Raw genomic sequence first — 18243 nt, forward strand, 5'->3', positions numbered from 1 at the left:
GCTTGTCTCCTCTAGTGGTTGCCGGCCGGTCCAGCGGTTGCCTGCCGGGTCCTCCCGGCAGCATACGGCGCCTGCGGCGGCCGCCAGTCGGCGATGCCCTCGAAGCCCCGCAGGAACAGCAGCGGCGCGGCCTTGGACACCGCGGCCAGCGCCGTGTTCCGTAGAGCGATCCCGGCGCGGCCGGTCATCATGTTCAGCCTGCCGATGCGCACGGCCTGGCGTGCGATGGCGGTCGTACGCGGCAGGCGGGCCGCGGTGTAGTCGGCGAGGTCGTCGCAGTGGTGGGCCAGGACGACGGCGTCCTCGATGGCCTGGTTGCCGCCCTGCCCCAGCGTCGGCGGCATCGCGTGCGCGGCGTCCCCGATCAGGGCGACCCGGCCGTGGTGGTACGCGGGCAGCGGGTCGGCGATGTGGTGGACGTCGTGGCGCAGGACGTCCTCGGGGCGGGCGGCGGCGAGGATCGCGGGGATCGGGTCGTGCCAGTCGCCGTAGCGGCGCAGCAGTTCGGCCTTCTCGTCGTCGGGGGCGCGCTGCACGGCGGGTGTGACGGCCGCGGCGTAGGCGTAGACCCGGCCGTCCTTGAGCGGGTGCGAGCCCCAGATGCGGCCCCGCCCCCAGGTCTCGTGGGAGGCGAACTCTGCGCCGGGCACGGGGATGACGACCCGCCAGGTGGTGAACCCGGAGTAGACGGGCCCGGGGTGGTGCGGGAACAGCGCCCGCCGTACGGCGGACTGGATGCCGTCGGCGGCCACCACCAGGTCGGCCTCCAGGTCGCCGTCCGGTGTGCTCACGCGCGCCGGCCGGCCGGCGTCGCCGGGGCCGGCGAGGCTCGCGGCGACCCCGGTGCGGACGGCCTCGGACGGGAGCCGTGCGGCGAGGCTGGTGATGAGGGTGGCCCGGTGCAGCAGGACGAGGGGGCCGCCGAAGCGGGCGGCCACGGCGTCGGCGTCCGTGCGGGAGAGCCAGCGCCCGGACGGGGTGCGCAGTCCTCCGTCGCCCTGCCAGGCCGCGAGGTCGCGGATCTCCTCGCCGACCCCGATGACGTCCAGCGCCCGCAGCGAGTTGGGCGCGAGGGAGATGGCCGCGCCGACCGGCTCCAGCGACGGGGCCCGCTCCAGCACGGTCACGTCCCAGCCGCCGATGCGCAGAGCGACCGCCGCGGTCAGGCCCCCGATGCCGCCGCCGATGACTACGGCCCGCCTCGACTGTGCCATGGCTCCTCCTGAGCTGACTACAGGTGTAGTACCTCCAGGCGCCGACTGTACTACAGACGTAGTGAGAGGGGTAGGTTGATCTCCATGTCCGAACGCACCACGGGCGCCTCGCGCGCCGATCTCGTCGCCGACACCGCCCTCGCGCTGCTCGCCGAGCGTGGGATGCGCGGGCTCACGCACCGGGCGGTCGACGAGGCGGCCGGGCTGCCGCAGGGTTCCACCTCGAATGTGGCGCGCACCCGGCAGGCGCTGCTGGAGCTGACGGTGCGCCGCCTCGCGGACCGCGAGGCGAAGGTCCTGGCGCTGGAGGAGCTGCCGGACCCGCGCGGCGGTCTCGACTCGCTGGTCGACGGTCTGGCGCTGGCCACACACCGCGCCCTGACCCGCAACCGCGAACTCACCCTCGCCCGCTACGAACTGGCCCTGGAGGCCACGCGCCGCCCCGAGCTGCGCGCCTACTTCGACGCGACCGGCGCCCGCTTCCGCGACCAGCTCGCCGCCCTGGTGACCGCGCTGGGCTCGACGACCCCGGCCCGGCACGTGCTGTCGCTGGTCGCTTGGGCGGACGGGCTGATGTTCAGTTGTGTGGCCGGCTCCTTCAGCACGGAGGTGCCGAGCCTTGAGGAGGTGCGGGCGGGGCTGCGCGAGCTGCTCGGCGGGATGTTCGGCGAGCCGCACCACGGTGCGCCCGCGCCCGGCAAAACCCCTGGTGGGCCCGGGTGAGTTGAGCGACGATGCGGGCATGACGACAGAACGCAACGAGCCTGCCTTCACCGCCGACGAGCGCCCGATGCTGGAGGGCTGGCTGGACTACCACCGCCAGACCCTCGCGTGGAAGTGCCAGGGCCTGACCGACGCCCAGCTCAGAACCGCCTCCCTGGAGCCGTCCGAGCTGTCCCTGATGGGACTGGTACGGCATATGGCGGAGGTGGAGCGGGGCTGGTTCCGTCAGGTGCTCATGGACGACGACGCCGGGCCGATCTACGGCTCCGAGGAGGACCCGGACGGCGAATTCCACCTCACCGAGGCGGACACCTGGCAGGAGGCGTACACGACCTGGCAGGCCGAGATAGCCGTCGCCCGGCGCAACACGGCCGGACTGGACATGGCCCACCTCTCCAAGGGCCGCAGCCGGCGCACCGGCGAGCAGTTCAACCTGCGTTGGATCTACACGCACATGATCGAGGAGTACGCCCGGCACAACGGGCATGCCGACCTGCTGCGCGAGCACATCGACGGCGCGACCGGCGACTGACGTCAGCCGGGGCGGCCCGGCTCCCCCCGTACGGGGCCGGAGATCACCCGTGTGGACCAACCTCTGCTCGTCCGCTGTCCCAACGGGCGGACCACCCAGCAGAGTTGCGCGCGTGCATCGAACGACGACCACCGCAACGCTCCTGGTCACCGTGGCCGTCTCGGCCCTCGGCGGCTGCACGACGGTCCATCACCCGCCGGTCTCCGGGGCGCCGACGGCACCGTCCCGGCCGCCGGTCCCCGGGCCGGGGGTCCATACCGACCCCAAGGTCGTGCAGGCGCCGGCCCGTGAAGCCCTGACGCTCGTCGACCCGTCCCGGAGCCCCGAGCCCTCGCCGTCCGCCGCACACACGGCGCCCCCCACGCCCCCGTCACCGGAACGGCCGACGCCCCCGGCCCGGCGCTCGCACGCTCAGGAAGATCACCGGGAGCACGGGGAACCCGGCCGCCCGCACCCCGGCTCCCACGGCCCGCGACAGCCGGCCGTCCCGGTCCCGGACGTGTCGCAGTCGCTGCCCAAGGAGGTCCAGGGCAACGGTGACGTCTGCGCACTGGGCAGGAAATACGGCGGCTGGAGGCCGGACAGCCCCGAGTCGCAGATCTGCGACCGGACGTACGGACGCTGAGGGCGACCCCGCGCGCCGGCGGCCCGGCCCCCTAGACGCCCTCCCCCAGCCGTCCCTCCAGCCGCAGAATCTGCGCTCGCACTCCGTCTCCGTAGCTGTCGTCCCCCAGCACGTCCGCCGCGCCCCGTGCCCGTCGCAGATGGGCGATGGCCGCCTCGGTGCGGTCGAGCTTCACGTAGTCGGCCGCCAGGCTCAGGTGCAGCGAGGGGTACAGCGCGCGTACGGCGACCTCGCCGCCGGCCCCCTCCGCCGCCTTCAACGCCCGCAGATCCCACGCCAGTTCGTCCGTGGGGTCGTCCTGGGTGTCGGCCAGGTAGTGGGCCAGCGTGCACCGGTGCAGCGGGGCGGCGTCCTCGCCGAGCTCCGCCCACAGATCCAGCAGGCGGCGCCGGGCCTCCTCGCGGTCCCCGGCGTGATGGAGCATCACGACCTGCCCGATCCGCGTCAGCACGGCGTCCGGCGCCGTCTGCCCCTGTCGCTCCGCCACCGCGTCCTCCGGCCCCTCGTCGGCTGGTCCCACCCGACGCTAGCCGCCCCCACCGGCATTCCCGGTCAGGCGGCTCCGTACGGCACCGGGCCGGCGGGACGCCGGTCAGCCGAGGTTCGGGATGCGCCAGTCGATCGGCTCGTGTCCCTGCTGGGCAACCGCCTCGTCGATCTGGGTGAACGGGCGGGACCCGAAGAACTTCTTCGCCGACAGCGGCGAGGGGTGCGCCCCCTTGACCACCACATGCCGGGTCTCGTCGATGAGCGGGAGCTTCTTCTGCGCGTAGTTGCCCCACAGCACGAACACCGCGGGGTCGGGCCGCCCGGCGACGGCCTTGATCACGGCGTCGGTGAACTTCTCCCAGCCCTTGCCCTTGTGCGAGTTCGCCTCGCCGGCGCGGACCGTCAGCACCGCGTTGAGCAGCAGGACGCCCTGCTCGGCCCAGGGCATCAGATAGCCGTTGTCCGGGACGGGGTGGCCGAGCTCCTGCTGCATCTCCTTGTAGATGTTCCGCAGCGAAGGCGGGGTCTTGACCCCGGGACGGACCGAGAAGCACAAGCCGTGGCCCTGGCCCTCGCCGTGGTAGGGGTCCTGGCCGAGGATCAGGACCTTCACCTTGTCGTACGGTGTCGCCTCCAGCGCGGCGAAGACCTCCTCGCGCGGCGGGTAGACAGGACCCTGCGCCCGCTCCTCCTCGACGAACTCCGTCAGCTCCTTGAAGTAGGGCTGCTGAAGCTCGTCGCCCAGAATCCCGCGCCAGGACTCGGGCAGCATGGAGATGTCGGTCACGTCAACTTCCTCACGATGTACGGCAGACGATGTGCGGTCCACGACCAGTGGTCGCGTCCAGGCATCAGAACCTACAGGCGGCCACTGACAATCGCCCCGTGGACCGCACATCCCGGTCTGCCACTCGCCGGAAGGGGCTGCCCTACCAGCTCGTCTTGCGGTAGAGCTCGCCCATCATCATGATCGTCGACGGGTCCAGCGCCCGCTCCGCGCCGGAGACCTCGGCGCTCGCGGCCACGTACTGCCGGCCCTGCCACAGCGGCAGCAGCCGCGCGTCGTCGACGAGGATGCGCTGGGCGTCCTCGAAGTCCTTCACGACGTTGGCCCGGTCGCTCTGGGCGCGGGAGTTGGGCAGCAGGTCCTCGGTGATCCTGGGCGTCACATAGGGCGTGCCGAGCGCGTTCTGCTCGCCGACGAACGGCGCGATGAAGTTGTCCGCGTCCGGGAAGTCAGGGAACCAGCCACGCCCGAACACCGGGTACTCGCCGTTCTGGTAGCCCTGGACGTAGTCCTTCCAGGGGCGGCTCTTGAGGGTGATCTCGAACAGGCCGGACCCCTCGAGCTGGCTCTTCAGCTCCTCGAACTCCGCCTTGGTGGCGGAGCCGTAGCGGTCGCTGGTGTACCAGAGGTTGAGCTTGACGGGGGCGGAGATGCCCGCCTCGGTGAGGATCTTGCGGGCCTTGGAAGTGCTCGGGTCGCCGTAGTCGTCGAAGAAGCCCGTGGTGTGTCCCGTCAGGCCCTTGGGGACCATCGAGTACAGCGGCTCGACGGTGTCCTTGTAGACCTTGTGGGCGATGGCCGGGCGGTCGACGACCTGGGCGATGGCCTTGCGGACCGCGGCCTTGCCGGCCATGGGGTCCTTCGGGTTGAACACCAGGTAGTTGATCTCGGTGCCGGAGCCCTCGATCATCTGGAGCTCGTCATCGTCGTCGGCCTGGATGTCGACGATGTCGTCGGCGGCGAGACCACGGAAGGCGACGTCGAGCTTCTTGTCGCGCAGCGCGCCCACCATGGTGGGCGAGTCCTGGTAGTAGCGGATCGTCACGGCGCTGTTCTTGCGCTCGGCGAGGCCGTTGTAGCTGTCGTTCTTGACGAGCTCGGCCGTCTTGCCGTCGTCGTACGAGGACAGGGTGTACGGCCCGGAGCCGACGATCGTGCCGTCCTCGCGGAGCTTGTCCGCGGGGTAGTCCTCGGGGTCGACGATCGACATCGCGGGGGTGGCCAGCACGAACGGGAAGGTCGCGTCGGCCTTGTTGAGGTGGAAGACGACCTCGCGGTCGTTCAGCACCTGGACCCGTTCGAGGCTGCCCAGCAGACCGGCGGGACCGCCGTTGACGTTGATCTTCCGGATCCGGTCGATCGAGTACTTGACCGCCTTGGCGTCCAGCGTGTGACCGTCGGAGAAGGTCAGGCCCTCGCGCAGCTCGCACTGGTACTTCATGTTCGAGGTGTCGGTGAACCGGCAGCTCTCGGCGGCATCCGGCTCGGGAGCGCTGGCGCCCGAGGGATAGCTCAGCAGTGTCTGATAAATGTTGCGGAACAGTTCCCAGGAGCTGTCCCACGACGCGGCGGGATCAAGGGTGCTGGGGGCGGCCGTCGTCCCCACCATGATCGGTCCCTGCTCCTCCGTCGAATCGGACGAGAGGACGCCACACCCTGCCACCAGGGACGATATGGACGCGATGGCCGCCACCTGCCGCAGGCGTCGGATCCGGTTGAACACGCGCACGCTCCTCGATCTGCCATACCAAGGGTCGGCAGACGATACCGCAGTGTTCCGGCCGTGGGACCTCCTGTCTCGTAGAGCACTTGTCCGTTCTTCCGGTGACTACGTTGTCAATGTTTAGTGATCTTCCGAAACGTCGACGCGGGCGCCGCTGATGTCCAGCGGCGCCCGCGTCGAGTGGTGTCGGTGTCGTGCCCCGTGGGTCAGCCGACGCCCGCGTTGAGGAAGATGCCTCCGTCGACGACGAGCGTCTGCCCGGTGACCCAGTCGGACTGCTCCGAGGTGAGGAACGCGGCGGCGCCGCCGATGTCCGAGGGCACCCCGAGCCGGGCCAGCGGATAGGCCGCGGCGGCCTCCTCCTCCCGGCCCTCGTACAGGGCCTGCGCGAACTTGGTCTTCACCACGGCCGGGGCGATGGCGTTGACCCGCACCTTGGGCGCGAACTCGTGCGCCATCTGCTGGGTGAGGTTGATCATCGCGGCCTTGCTGACACCGTAGGCGGCGATGAACGGCGAGGGCGCGATGCCCGCGACGGAGGCGATGTTGACGATCGCGCCGCCGTTGTCCTTCTGCCAGGCGCGCCAGGTCTTCTGCGCGAAGCCGAGCGCCGAGATCACGTTGGTCTCGAACACCTTGCGGGCGACGCCGAGGTCGAGATCGGCGAGGGGCCCGAACACCGGGTTGGTCCCGGCGTTGTTGACCAGGTAGTCGACCCGGCCGAAGGCCTCCATGGCGCGTTCGACGGCGACGGCCTGGTGGGCCTCGTCGTGCGCCTTGCCGGCCACGTAGACGGCGCGCTCGGCGCCGAGCTGCTCGACGGCCTCCTTGAGCGAGTCCTCGGTGCGGCCGGTGATGACGACGCGGTCGCCGCGCGCGACGAGCGCCTCGGCGATGCCGTAGCCGATGCCGCGGCTGGCGCCCGTGACGAGGGCGACCTTGCCGGAAAGTGCGGGCAGTTCAGTCATGTCGATGTCTCCTGTGGCCCTAGTCGAGCGGTCCGCCGGCGACGTACAGCACCTGGCCGGATACAAACCCGGCCGCCTCGCCCGTGAAGAAGGCGATGGCGTTGGCGATGTCGTCGGGCTCACCGACGCGAGCCACCGGGATCTGGGTGGCGGCGGCGGCCTTGAAGTCCTCGAAGCCCATGCCGACGCGGTCGGCGGTGGCCTTGGTCATCTCGGTGGCGATGAAGCCGGGGGCGACGGAGTTGGCGGTGACGCCGAACTTGCCGAGCTCCTTGGCGAGGGTCTTGGTGAAGCCCTGGAGACCGGCCTTGGCGGCGGAGTAGTTGACCTGGCCGCGGTTGCCGAGCGCGGAGGACGAGGACAGGTTGACGATCCGGCCGAAGCCCGCGTCCACCATGTGCTTCTGACAGGCCTTGGACATCAGGAAGGCGCCGCGCAGGTGGACGTTCATGACCGTGTCCCAGTCGGAGACGCTCATCTTGAACAGCAGGTTGTCCCGCAGCACGCCCGCGTTGTTGACCAGGATCGTCGGAGCACCGAGCTCCTCGGCGATCCGCGCGACGGCGGCCTCGACCTGCGCCTCGTCGGAGACGTCGCAGCCGACCGCGATGGCCTTGCCGCCGGCCGCGGTGATCTTCTCCACGGTGTCCTTGCAGGCGGCCTCGTCGAGGTCGATCACGGCGACCGCGCGGCCCTCGGCGGCCAGTCGTACGGCGGTGGCGGCGCCGATGCCGCGCGCTGCGCCGGTGACCACGGCGACCCGCTGCTCAGTGGTGGACATGAGTGACTCTCCTCGGATGAGCGACCGCTTAGTACCTTCGATGGACGTGACGCTAGAAGTCCTGGCACGCGGTGTCAACGGTGGCCGCGCGCATGTGATCCATTACCTGCTCCGTCACCTCACCAACAGCTCCAGCAGCCGCTCGGCCTCGGCCGCCGGATCGGAGGTGAGCCCGGTGTGCACGGGCCCGGGCTGGACGACCGTCGAGCGGGGCGCGATCAGCCAGCGAAAGCGCCGCCCGGCGTCGTCGCCGGCCGCCTGCCCCGCCGCCTCGCTGCCGCCGCAGACGCGCTCGACCGCCCCGAGGGCGGCCCGGATGCCGGCCACGTCCGCGTCCGGGTCGAGGGCGAGCAGCCGCGCCTCGTCGAGGTGGGTGCGCGCACCGACGTAGCCCTGGGGCCGGCAGTACACCAGCACGCCCGCGTTGATGCACTCGCCGCGTTCGACGCGGGGTACGACGCGCAGGAGGACGTACTCGAAGACGTCCCGGTCGTTCGACTCGCTGCCCCGGATGATGTGGCGTTCGACCACATGGCCGGCCATGTGAATGTGGCGCTCGCTCACTTGCTCTCCTCGATTCCGGTCACGCGCTGGTGGATGCCGGCAGCCCGGGCCAGCAGCGGTCTCGCGTAGGCACGCCGGAGGTCGTCCGGGGTGTCGAAGCCGGGCTCGTCGGCCAGCCAGGCGTCCGGGATCTCGGCGGTCACCTCGGTGAGCAGTTCCTCGGTGACGAGCGGCGCCAACTCGGCGGCGGCGCCGCGCACATCGGGCGCGAAGGAGGCCAGGGCGTGGTCGGAGGCGTCGTACGCGCGCTCCGCCGAGGCCTGTGCCCCGGGCCAGTTGTGGTGCCAGATCATGGTCGCCCCGTGGTCGATGAGCCACAGATCGCCGTGCCACCGCAGCAGGTTGGGGTTGCGCCAGGACCGGTCGACGTTGTTCACCAGCGCGTCGAACCAGACGATCCGGCCGGCTTCCTCGGCGCTCACCTCGAAGGCCAGCGGGTCGAAGCCGAGCGCGCCGGAGAGGAAGTCCATCCCGAGGTTGGTGCCGCCGCTGGACCTGAGCAGCTCCTGCACCTGCTGGTCGGGCTCGCCGAGCCCGAGCACCGGGTCGAGCTCGACGGTCACCAGGCGGGGCACCCTGAACCCCAGCCTGCGGGCGAGTTCCCCGCAGACGACCTCGGCGACGAGCGTCTTGCGGCCCTGTCCGGCGCCGGTGAACTTCAGGACGTACGTCCCGAAGTCGTCGGCCTCGACGAGTCCCGGCAGCGAACCGCCCTCACGCAGGGGCGCGATGTAGCGGGTCGCGATGACCTCTTTCAGCATTTACCTGGGCCATCCGTCTCTTCAACCATGCAATCTGGGGATGAGCTGAGCATAGTTACCGAGGGTGATCGCGCGCGAGGCGAGCCCCGCCCCTCGCCCTTCCCGCAGTGCGGCTACACCTCGATCTGCGAGCCCATGATGACCGTGCGGTGGCGGGGAAGGCCGAAGTATTCGGCCGCGTCGGCGGTGATGTAGGAGGTGGCGATGAACAGGCGCTTGCGCCAGGGCGCCATCGTCCGTGCCTTCCCGCGCCGGAGCTCGATCTTCGACAGGAAGTAGGACGCCTCGTCGAGGCGCAGCGGCCCTTCGGTTTCGGCCGGGTCGAGCATCGCCAGTGCGCCGGGCACGTCCGGTGTCTCCATGTAGCCGAAGCGGGCGGTGACGTGGATGATCCCGTCGTCGGCGTACCCGAGGCCGTCGACGACGATCCGGCGGTCGGCCGGGACACGGGGCACGGGTTCGGTCCCGATGGACATGATCACGACCTGGTCGTGCCGTACGTGGTTGTGTTCGACGTTGGCCCGCATGGCCAGGGGCGCGGTCTCCCTGCCGCGGTTCAGGAAGACCGCCGTACCGGGCGCCCGGACCGTCGGCACCTCCCCGCTGCGCAGGTGGTCGACGAATTCGGGCAGCGGGCCTTCCTGGCGTACTCGTTCCGCGGTGACGAGCAGTCGGCCGCGCTGCCAGGTCGTCATGACCGTGAACGCGGTGAGGCCGATCAGCAGCGGCAGCCAGGCGCCGTGCACGAGCTTGGTCATGTTGGCCGCCACGAACAGCAGGTCCACGAAGAGGAGCAGGCCCCCGCCGATGGCGAGCAGCCACTTGGGCGTTCCCCACTTGGCGCGGGCGATGTAGAGGAACAGCAGCGTGGTGATGGTGATGGTGCCGGTGACCGCCATGCCGAACGCGTAGGCCAGCTCCGCGGAGGAGCGGAAGGCGAAGACCAGGGTGAGGACCGAGACCATCAGCAGCCAGTTGATCCAGGGGACGTAGATCTGTCCGATGGTCGACTCGGAGGTGTGAGCGATGCGCAGCCGCGGCAGGTAGCCGAGCTGGGCCGCCTGGGAGGCGACCGAGTACGCGCCGGTGATCACCGCCTGGGAGGCGATCACGGTCGCCGCCGTCGCCAGCAGCACCATCGGCCAGCGCCCCCAGTCCGGCACGAGCAGGAAGAACGGGCTGCTGATGTTGTCCGGATCGTCGAGGATCAGCGCGCCCTGCCCCATGTAGCTCAGGACGCAGGCGGGCAGGACGAGGAACAGCCAGCCCCGGGTGATCGCCCGGCGGCCGAAGTGTCCCATGTCCGCGTACAGCGCTTCGGCGCCGGTGACCGCGAGGACGATCGCGGCCAGGGCGAAGAAGGCGGTACCCCAATGGCCGAACAGGAAGCCCAACGCGTACGTCGGCGACAGCGCCTTGAGGATGTCCGGGTGGTCGGTGATGCCGACGATGCCGCACGCGCCGATGGCCACGAACCAGGCGATCATGACGGGGCCGAAGACCTTTCCCACGGCCGCGGTTCCCCGGCGCTGCACCAGGAACAGCAGCACGATGATCACCGCGGTGATGGGGACGACCGCGTCCTCGAAGGACGGCTCGACGACCTTGAGCCCCTCGACCGCGGACAGCACCGAGATCGCCGGGGTGATCATGCTGTCGCCGAAGAAGAGCGACGCGCCGAAGATGCCGAGTGCGGCCAGGACGACGGCGGCCCTGCGGCCGCGCTGTGCGTTCCACCGTCGCAGCAGGGTGATGAGCGCCATGATGCCGCCCTCGCCGTCGTTGTCGGCGCGCATCGCGAGCAGGATATAGGTGACGGTCACGATGATCATGACCGACCAGAACACCAGTGACACCACCCCGTACACGTTGTCCGTGCTGACCGGGACGGGGTGCGGGTCATCGGGGTTGAACACCGTCTGGAGGGTGTAGATCGGGCTGGTCCCGATGTCGCCGAAGACCACTCCGAGAGCGCCGATGATCACCGCGAGGCGCACTGAGTCGTGCGCGCTCCCCCGACGGTCCTGCGGCGTCTGCGAAGCGGATCCGTCGTCCGACGCGGTTCCCGGCAGGCGATCGGCCATGGTGCTCCTCCTCCGTACCGGCCGCTCAACCGCGGCCGAGGGGCATCGGTGCGGACGATACCGACCCCATGGCACAACCGCCGGTAGGGGCGCCCCTTCGTCGCGAGCGGCGCCTCCCACACGCCCTATTGAGCGTCGCCCCGGTTCACGGACGTGCGGATGGGCGCTGGAGCAGGCCACGACTGACGGGTCGACAGCAGATCGACAGCCGTCGACAGGGGACCGACAGCTCCGCTTTACCCACCCCGTCGGGCCGACGGGCCAGGATTTCGGCATCTCCTGAACAGCCGGTCCCCAGGGGCCGTACCTCACGGCAGATCACGAATGACGGGAAGGAACGTCAGCATGAGCAGCGAATCAGTTCAGCCGGTGTCGGGCCCGAGCCGCCGTACCGTTGTGGCGGCGGTCGGCGCGGCGGGGCTCGCCGTTGCGCTGACCGCGTGCGGATCGGGCGACGAGGCGTCCGGCTCGTCCACCGAACAGGGTGCCGCCGGCGGTGGCGCGACCACCGAGCCGGGCGGCGGCTCGTCGGCCGACGCCGGCGCGGGTGGCGCGGCGCTCGCGAAGACCGCCGACATCCCGGAGGGCTCGGGCAAGGTCTTCAGCGACGAGAAGGTGGTCGTGTCGCAGCCCGCGGCGGGCGACTTCAAGGCCTTCTCGACGATCTGCACCCACCAGAACTGCCCGATGACGGACCTCAAGGAGGACACCCTGTCCTGCGCGTGTCACGGCAGTCAGTTCTCCGTCCTCGACGGCAGCGTGAAGAAGGGGCCCGCGACCCAGCCGCTGGCCGCCAAGCAGATCAGCGTGTCGGGCGACTCGATCAAGCTCGCCTGACCGTCGGCGTCGGGCAGGCTCAGGCCCGACCCGCGTCGCGGGGACGCTTGAAACAGCCCAGCACCTCGTCCGTGGTCGCGACCGTGGCGACCAATGCGAGGGTGTGGCTGATCATCGCGGGAGTGTAGTCGGAGGGCACTCCCGCTATCGCGTCCGTGGGCACGACCGCCGTGTAGCCGCGGTTGACGGCGTCGAACACGGCGTTGGGGATGGCCACGTTGGCCGAGACTCCGGTGATCACGAGTGTGCGGCAGCCCAGGTTGCGCAGCAGCGCGTCGACATCGGTGCCCTGGATCGGCGACAGTCCGTGCAGCCGCCGTACGACAAGGTCCTCATCGGCGACCTCGATCGGTGCCGCCACGCGGACCGCGTCGGTCCCGGAGAGCTGTCGGACCGGGAGCCGCTCGGCGGCGCGGAAGAGGCGGGCGTTGTGGTTGGCGCCGCGGCCGTCGGGGCGGCGTTCGGCGATCGCGTGGATCACCTGGACGCCGCTCTCGCGGGCCGCGGCCACCAGCCGGGCGATGTTGGTGAGGGCGCCGGAATCCCGTGCCTCCTTGGCGAGTTCGGGCAGCGCGCTGTCCGGGCCGACGACGCCCTGCTGGCATTCGACGGTGAGCAGGGCGGTGGTCGCGGGATCGAGTAGCTCGCTGAGTCGTGCGGACGACGGCATGGGTCCCCCTGTGACCGACGGCGGCGTGGGCCGGTGACAGTAGCCACCATTGCGTGTGGGCGGAAGACGACTCATCCTTTTCTGACGTGATGTCAGAGGATCTCTCCTCTGGCACGACGTGAGAGAAGAGGGGGATGTATGACCGTCACTCAGCGCCGGGGCCGGAAGATCATGATGACGCCCGGTGAGCTGGACGAGTTCCTCACCGAGCAGCGCACCTGCCGGGTCGCCACGGTGTCAGCCGACGGCTTTCCGCATGTCAGCGCCCTGTGGTTCGCCTGGGACGGCAACTCGCTGTGGCTGTACTCGGTCGTCCGCAGCAAGCGGTGGACCGATCTGCGGCGCGATCCGCGGGTCGCGATAGTGATCGACACGGGTGAGGAGTACGAGCAGCTTCGCGGCGTCGAGCTGTCCGGCACCGTCGAGTTCGTGGGCGAGAGCCCGCGCGTCGGCGAGCTGCGCGCCGAACTCGACGTGCCCGAGACGCTGTTCGCCCGCAAGAACTTCGGCCTCGACGAGATGCCGCACGACGGGCGGCACGCTTGGATGCGGCTGACTCCCGAGAAGATCGTGTCCTGGGACTTCCGGAAGCTGGGGTCGGTGTGACCGGGGGCTGGAGGTCGCCGTAGCGGGGTCGGGCTCGGCGGGGTGGGGCTTCGGCCCGGCACGATCCGGCGCGGTCGGGCTCGGCTCAGCGGGGGGAAGGGTCGGATTCAGCCGACCTTCTCGGCCGCCGTGCGCAGTGCCTGAACCGCCGCCCGGATCGACGGGCGGCGGTCGGCGTCCGCGCGCCACACCGCGTAGATGTAGCGGTGGACACGGTTGCGCACGGGCACGGCCCGCACACCCATCGGCATCGGGTCACGGCCCAGCCGGGGTGCCACACATACGCCCAACCCTGCCGCGACCAACGCCAGTTGGGTGTGGTGCTCCTCGGCGCGATGGGCGATACGAGGCTCGATCCCCTTGGTCCGCAGGGTGTAGAGCAGCCACTCGTGGCAGAACTCGCCCTCGGGCCAGGCGACCCACTCGTCGCTCGCGAAGTCCGCCAGGTCGACCTCGCTCCGGTCGGCGAGCGGGTGCCCCTCGGGCATGGCGATCTCCACGCGGTCGTCGAGGATCGGCGCCTTGGCGAGCCCCTCCGGCATGGGCAGCGGCTTGTTGTACCAGTCGAGGACGACGGCCAGGTCGGCGTCGCCCCGCAGCACGGCGGCGACCCCGTCCTCGGGTTCCAGCTCGCGCGACGTCAGGCGCAACGCCGGGTGGTCGAGGCGCAGCGCCCTGAGCGCGGCGGGGAACAGTCCCCGCAGGGCGGTGGGGAACGCGACCAGCCGCAGCTCGCCGACCACCTGCCCGCGCTGCGCCTCCAGATCGGCCTGGGCGAGCTCGACCTGCGACAGGATGCGGGCCGCGTGATCGGCGAGCAGCCGGCCGGCATCGGTGAGCCGTACGCCCCGGCCGTTCTTGGCCAGGAGCTGTTGGCCGACCTCCCGCTCCAGCTTGGACATCTGCTGCGAGACGGCCGACGTCGTGATGTGCAGCCCCTCGGCGGCGGCGCTGACCGAGCCGTGCCGGGCGAGGGCGTCGAGGGTGCGCAGGCGCTCCAGGTTCAACATGTAAGCAATGCTACGAGATACCGGGCGCGAATTCTCGATTGTGCTACGAGGTGGAGGGCGGCATGGTTGCTGCCATGAGCACCGTCACCGCCTCACGCGACGCGGCCGGGGCCGCATCCGCGTCCTCCGTCCGACCTCGCCCCCGCGGCCGCCTCGACTGGCGTCTGCGGTTCGCCGTCCTCTCTCTGATCTGGGGTTTCAGTTTCCTGCTCATCAAGGTCGGCACAGACGGCTACGCCCCCTTCCAGGTCACGCTGGGCCGGCTGGTGTTCGGTACGGCGGTGCTGGCGGCCGCGATGGCGGTGAAGCGGGAGAAGCTGCCCCGCGGGGTGCGCACGTGGGGGCATCTGACGGTGGCCGCGTTCCTGCTGAACGCGCTGCCGTTCTCCTTGTTCGCGTACTCCGAGCTGACGATCCCGTCCACGCTGGCGGGCATCTGCAACGCGACCTCGCCGCTGTGGGGCATGGCCCTGTCGATGGTGGCCCTGTCGGAGGACCGGCCGACGCGGGTGCGGGTGGCCGGGCTCGGCATCGGGTTCCTCGGCGTGCTGACGGTGCTCGGGGCATGGCAGGGCTTTCACGGGCTGGACGCCACGGGTACGGCGATGGCGCTGCTGGCCTCCTTGAGTTATCCGATCGGCTGGATCTACGTCCGCCGGACGCTGGCCGGGTCCGGGGAATCGCATCTGTCGCTGACCGGGGCGCAGTTGTTGCTGGCTACGGTTCAACTGGCCGTCATAACCCCTCTGTTCACCTCGCTGCCGACGACGTTCTCACTTGTGCCGTTGCTGGCGATCGTGGCACTGGGTGCCCTCGGGACGGGGCTCGCCGTACTGCTTCAGTACGGGTTGGTCGCCGAAGTGGGGCCGACCACGGCTCAGATGGTCACCTACTTCATTCCGGTCATCGCCACGGCCGCGGGCGTTGCCGTGCTCGGCGAGTCCCTGACCTGGTCGACACCTGTGGGGGCCGTGGTCGTGCTGGCGGGTGCGGCGCTCACCCAAGTGAGGCGGAGCGCCTGACGGGAGGGGCGCCGGGACCGTGCGCGACTGCGGGTCGTGAGTGGCTTGTCGCGCAGTTCCCCGCGCCCCTTGGGGGCTGGCTGTCGTCCCCGGCGTTCAGACGTAGCTCCTTGCCGGGCCCGGGCCCACCGCCGCTGCCACCGCGTTCGCCAGCGGGCCGACCTCCTGCTCGGTGAGCGTCGACGTGGTGACGCGGATTCCGGGCGGTGAGCCGGTGCGGAAGCGGGCTCCGGGGGCGACCGCCCAGCCGGCGTGCAGCAGGCGGGCCACGGCGCCCGTCTCGTCGGGGACCGGGATCCAGACGTTGAGGCCGCTGCGGCCGTGCGCCTCGACCCCGCGCTCGGCCAGCGCCCCGATCAGCAGTTCCCGGCGTTCGGCGTAGGTCGCCGCCACCGCCACCGGGTCCACGGCTCCGTCGCTCCACAACCGCACCACGGCCCGCTGCACCAGCCGGCTGACCCAGCCTGCGCCGAGCCGCTGGCGCCCGCGCACGCGGTCCACCGTGACCTCGTCCCCGGTCAGTACGGCGAGCCGCAGGTCGGGGCCGTACGCCTTGGCGACCGAGCGGACGAAGGCCCAGTGGCGGGTGATGCCGGCCAGGGGGTGCACGGGGATGTCGACGATGCCGTAGCCGTGGTCGTCCTCGATCAGCAGGACCTCCGGGTGCTCGCGCAGCACCGAGCGCAGAGCACGCGCGCGCGGGGCGCTCACCACGGCTCCGGTGGGGTTCTGTACGCGGTCGGTCACGATCAGGGCGCGCGCCCCGGAGTCGAGGGCCCGGCGGACGTCGTCGGGCAGCGGCCCCTCGTCGTCGACCCCGACGGGGACCGTGCGCAGGCCGAGTGCCGGGATCAGGTCCAGCAGGCTGCCCCAGCCGGGGTCCTCGACGGCGACGGTGTCCCCGGGCTTGAGCTGGGCCGTGAGGACGCGCTCGATGGCGTCGAGCGAGCCCGAGGCGACGGCCAGCGGCCCTTCCGGCACCCCGTCGGCGTCCAGGCGGGCCCGTGCGATGCGCGCCAGCTCCGGTTCCACGGGGTCGTCGCCGTACAGCACCGGTTCCCGGTCGGCCAGCTCGGCCGCGGCCGCGAAAGCCTTCGCCAGCGACGGCAGCAGCACGGGGTCCGGGTTGCCGCTCGCCGCATCGCGGACGCCTTCGGGCACGTCCACCCGGACGAACTCGCGCCCGGTCGTGGCGGGCTTCGGCCGCACCCGGCTCCCCCGGCGGCCCGCGGTCTCGATCACTCCACGCTCGCGCAGGACGCGATAGGCGGCGGCGACCGTATTGGGGTTCACGCCCAGATCCGTCGCCAACTCCCGCATGGACGGCAGCAGTTGGCCCGGCTCCAGCTCACCCGAGCCGACCGCGCCCTCGACGCTCGCCGCGATCTCGGCTGCGCGACGCCCTTCGATCCGATATCCTTCTAGCACAAACAACATTATGCACTAGTGCAATGGAGAGGGCAATGCAGGGAACCGAGGAACCGACGTCGCAAGCCGCCGCCTACACGCCGACCGACCGCACCGTCCCCACCCGCTCCGCGGAGCGTGCGGCGTACGACAAGGAACTGGTGCACGCGATACTCGACCAGGCCTACGTCTGCCACCTCGGCTTCGTCCGGGACGGCGCGCCGGTGGTGCTGCCCACGTTGTTCGGCCGCGTCGGCGAGACGCTCTACGTCCACGGCTCCACGGGCTCGCGCCCGCTGCGCATGACCGGCCAGGCGGACCCCGGGCTGCCGGTGTGCCTGACGGTGACGCATGTCGACGCGCTGATCCTGGCCCGCTCCGCCTTCCACCACTCGATCAACTACCGCTCCGTGGTGGTGCACGGCACCGCGTACGACGTGACGGACCCGCAGGAGAAGCGGATCGCCCTCGACGCGCTCGTCGACCACGTGGTGGCGGGCCGGTCCCGTGACTCCCGGCCCGCCAACAAGAAGGAGCTCGCCGCCACCGCCGTGATCCGCCTCGACCTGAACGAGGTCTCCGCCAAGCTGCGCACCGGCGGCGTCAACGACGAGCCGGAGGACCTCGCCCTCCCCCACTGGGCAGGCGTCGTCCCGCTGCGCAAGGGCTACGACGCCCCGGTCGGCGACCCCGACCTGGCCCCCGGCACCGAGCTTCCCGACTACCTCACGGCCCTGTGATGCTGATCCACCCCTGGGACGCACCCCACGACGACACCGAGTGGCAGCGGTGGCTGGACGTCCACGACTTCGGCCAGCTCGTGGTCAACGGCCTGGACGGCGAGCCACCGCACGTCCAGCCTCTGCACTTCGCGTACGACGCCGACCGCGGCGAGGTCGTCACGCATCTGGCCCGGCCCAACCCGATGTGGCCGGCACTCCTTGCCAACCCCGAGGTCGTGCTGAGCGTGGTCGACGACTACGTGTACGTACCGGGCCCCTGGCAGGCGGGACCGGAGCAGCCGGCCGAGCACGGCGAACCGACCAGCTTCTACGCGGCGGTCCAGCTCCGGTGCCGGACGCGTGTCGTGGACGACCCGGCCGAGAAGGCCGAGCTGCTCAACCGCCAGGTCGGCCACTTCCAGCCGGAAGGCGGTTCGGCGGAGGTGGCGGTCGGCCAGGCGCCGTACGGCAGGCTGCTGTCGGGCATCCGCGGGCTGCGGCTGGAGGTGACCGGTGTGCGCGCGAAGTTCAAGTTCGGGGGCCGGCGGACGGCGGAGGTCCAGGACCGGATCGCGGGCAACCTGGCCGGCCGCGGCGGTCCGCGTGACGCGGCGGCCCGCGAGCACATGCTCCGGCGCCGCCCCGCCTGAGCGGAGCGGCCGGAGCCGAGGAATGGGGGGGTCGGGGGATCGGGGGTCCCGCGCCAGTGCGGTGCGGG

20 protein-coding genes are annotated in these 18243 nt (G+C 71.0%); 8 read left to right on the top strand and 12 right to left on the bottom strand.

What is annotated here, in order from left to right:
- Positions 1 to 11 precede the first annotated feature (11 nt).
- A complete protein-coding gene (locus ACZ69Q_RS14550) occupies positions 12 to 1214 on the bottom strand; it encodes an FAD-dependent monooxygenase (RefSeq protein ID WP_471041422.1) in 1203 nt (400 codons plus the stop codon).
- Positions 1215 to 1298: 84 nt separating this feature from the next.
- Between ACZ69Q_RS14550 and ACZ69Q_RS14555 the strand changes: the two genes are divergently transcribed.
- The 3 genes from ACZ69Q_RS14555 to ACZ69Q_RS14565 all read left to right on the top strand — a co-directional run bounded on the left by ACZ69Q_RS14555 (position 1299) and on the right by ACZ69Q_RS14565 (position 3094).
- Complete coding sequence (locus ACZ69Q_RS14555; RefSeq protein ID WP_471041423.1) at positions 1299 to 1937, top strand: TetR/AcrR family transcriptional regulator; 639 nt, start codon at positions 1299 to 1301, stop codon at positions 1935 to 1937.
- 19 nt (positions 1938 to 1956) lie between these two features.
- Positions 1957 to 2469 carry a DinB family protein gene (locus ACZ69Q_RS14560; RefSeq protein ID WP_471041425.1) on the top strand — a complete coding sequence of 171 codons (513 nt, stop codon included), beginning with the start codon at positions 1957 to 1959 and terminating at the stop codon, positions 2467 to 2469.
- 112 nt (positions 2470 to 2581) lie between these two features.
- Entirely contained in the window at positions 2582 to 3094 is a 513-nt protein-coding gene (locus ACZ69Q_RS14565) for a hypothetical protein (protein ID WP_471041427.1), read from the top strand.
- A gap of 31 nt (positions 3095 to 3125) precedes the next feature.
- On the opposite strand, the gene ACZ69Q_RS14570 is transcribed toward ACZ69Q_RS14565, so the two are convergent.
- From ACZ69Q_RS14570 to ACZ69Q_RS14605, 8 genes are all read right to left on the bottom strand, one after another.
- Entirely contained in the window at positions 3126 to 3581 is a 456-nt protein-coding gene (locus tag ACZ69Q_RS14570; protein WP_471041555.1) for a hypothetical protein, read from the bottom strand.
- Between the two features lie 105 nt (positions 3582 to 3686).
- Entirely contained in the window at positions 3687 to 4370 is a 684-nt protein-coding gene (ung, locus tag ACZ69Q_RS14575) for a uracil-DNA glycosylase (RefSeq protein WP_471041429.1), read from the bottom strand.
- Positions 4371 to 4512: 142 nt separating this feature from the next.
- Positions 4513 to 6093, bottom strand: a complete 1581-nt coding sequence (locus ACZ69Q_RS14580; protein WP_471041431.1) for an ABC transporter substrate-binding protein — start codon at positions 6091 to 6093, stop codon at positions 4513 to 4515.
- A 206-nt stretch (positions 6094 to 6299) separates the two neighbouring features.
- Positions 6300 to 7061: an SDR family oxidoreductase gene (locus ACZ69Q_RS14585; protein ID WP_471041433.1), complete on the bottom strand. Its 762-nt coding sequence runs from the start codon at positions 7059 to 7061 to the stop codon at positions 6300 to 6302.
- Positions 7062 to 7080: 19 nt separating this feature from the next.
- On the bottom strand, positions 7081 to 7842 hold the full coding sequence (fabG, locus tag ACZ69Q_RS14590; protein WP_471041435.1) for a 3-oxoacyl-ACP reductase FabG: 762 nt from the start codon (positions 7840 to 7842) through the stop codon (positions 7081 to 7083).
- Positions 7843 to 7956: 114 nt separating this feature from the next.
- On the bottom strand, positions 7957 to 8406 hold the full coding sequence (locus ACZ69Q_RS14595; protein ID WP_471041437.1) for a DUF3037 domain-containing protein: 450 nt from the start codon (positions 8404 to 8406) through the stop codon (positions 7957 to 7959).
- Positions 8403 to 9167 (bottom strand): HipA family kinase, encoded by a 765-nt coding sequence (locus ACZ69Q_RS14600; RefSeq protein ID WP_471041438.1) that lies wholly within the window; start codon positions 9165 to 9167, stop codon positions 8403 to 8405. Before ACZ69Q_RS14600 ends, ACZ69Q_RS14595 begins: the two co-directional genes overlap by 4 nt.
- Positions 9168 to 9280: 113 nt before the next feature.
- Complete coding sequence (locus tag ACZ69Q_RS14605; protein ID WP_471041440.1) at positions 9281 to 11251, bottom strand: potassium transporter Kup; 1971 nt, start codon at positions 11249 to 11251, stop codon at positions 9281 to 9283.
- 345 nt (positions 11252 to 11596) lie between these two features.
- On the opposite strand from ACZ69Q_RS14605, the gene ACZ69Q_RS14610 reads away from it, so the two are divergent.
- On the top strand, positions 11597 to 12088 hold the full coding sequence (locus ACZ69Q_RS14610) for a Rieske (2Fe-2S) protein (RefSeq protein WP_471041442.1): 492 nt from the start codon (positions 11597 to 11599) through the stop codon (positions 12086 to 12088).
- Positions 12089 to 12107: 19 nt separating this feature from the next.
- Here ACZ69Q_RS14610 and ACZ69Q_RS14615 read toward each other — a convergent pair whose 3' ends face one another.
- Positions 12108 to 12758, bottom strand: coding sequence for a cysteine hydrolase family protein (locus ACZ69Q_RS14615; protein ID WP_471041444.1), 651 nt, complete (start codon positions 12756 to 12758; stop codon positions 12108 to 12110).
- Positions 12759 to 12896: 138 nt separating this feature from the next.
- Here ACZ69Q_RS14615 and ACZ69Q_RS14620 point away from each other — a divergent pair, with 138 nt between their 5' ends.
- Positions 12897 to 13364, top strand: a complete 468-nt coding sequence (locus tag ACZ69Q_RS14620; protein ID WP_471041446.1) for a pyridoxamine 5'-phosphate oxidase family protein — start codon at positions 12897 to 12899, stop codon at positions 13362 to 13364.
- Positions 13365 to 13471: 107 nt separating this feature from the next.
- Here the strand turns inward: ACZ69Q_RS14620 and ACZ69Q_RS14625 are convergent, their stop codons facing one another.
- Positions 13472 to 14374 carry a LysR family transcriptional regulator gene (locus ACZ69Q_RS14625; RefSeq protein WP_471041448.1) on the bottom strand — a complete coding sequence of 301 codons (903 nt, stop codon included), beginning with the start codon at positions 14372 to 14374 and terminating at the stop codon, positions 13472 to 13474.
- A gap of 74 nt (positions 14375 to 14448) precedes the next feature.
- Here ACZ69Q_RS14625 and ACZ69Q_RS14630 point away from each other — a divergent pair, with 74 nt between their 5' ends.
- Entirely contained in the window at positions 14449 to 15396 is a 948-nt protein-coding gene (locus ACZ69Q_RS14630; RefSeq protein WP_471041449.1) for a DMT family transporter, read from the top strand.
- Between the two features lie 96 nt (positions 15397 to 15492).
- On the opposite strand, the gene ACZ69Q_RS14635 is transcribed toward ACZ69Q_RS14630, so the two are convergent.
- Positions 15493 to 16824, bottom strand: a complete 1332-nt coding sequence (locus tag ACZ69Q_RS14635) for an aminotransferase class I/II-fold pyridoxal phosphate-dependent enzyme (protein ID WP_471041451.1) — start codon at positions 16822 to 16824, stop codon at positions 15493 to 15495.
- A gap of 35 nt (positions 16825 to 16859) precedes the next feature.
- On the opposite strand from ACZ69Q_RS14635, the gene ACZ69Q_RS14640 reads away from it, so the two are divergent.
- Positions 16860 to 17543 (top strand): pyridoxamine 5'-phosphate oxidase family protein, encoded by a 684-nt coding sequence (locus tag ACZ69Q_RS14640; protein ID WP_471041453.1) that lies wholly within the window; start codon positions 16860 to 16862, stop codon positions 17541 to 17543.
- The gene (locus ACZ69Q_RS14645; protein ID WP_471041455.1) at positions 17543 to 18175 is read left to right on the top strand and encodes an FMN-binding negative transcriptional regulator; all 633 of its coding nucleotides are present in this window, start codon (positions 17543 to 17545) and stop codon (positions 18173 to 18175) included. The genes ACZ69Q_RS14640 and ACZ69Q_RS14645 overlap by 1 nt, the downstream gene beginning before the upstream one ends.
- The last annotated feature ends 68 nt before the right edge of the window (positions 18176 to 18243 follow it).

The sequence above is a fragment of the Streptomyces sp. NPDC036764 genome (assembly GCF_055609385.1).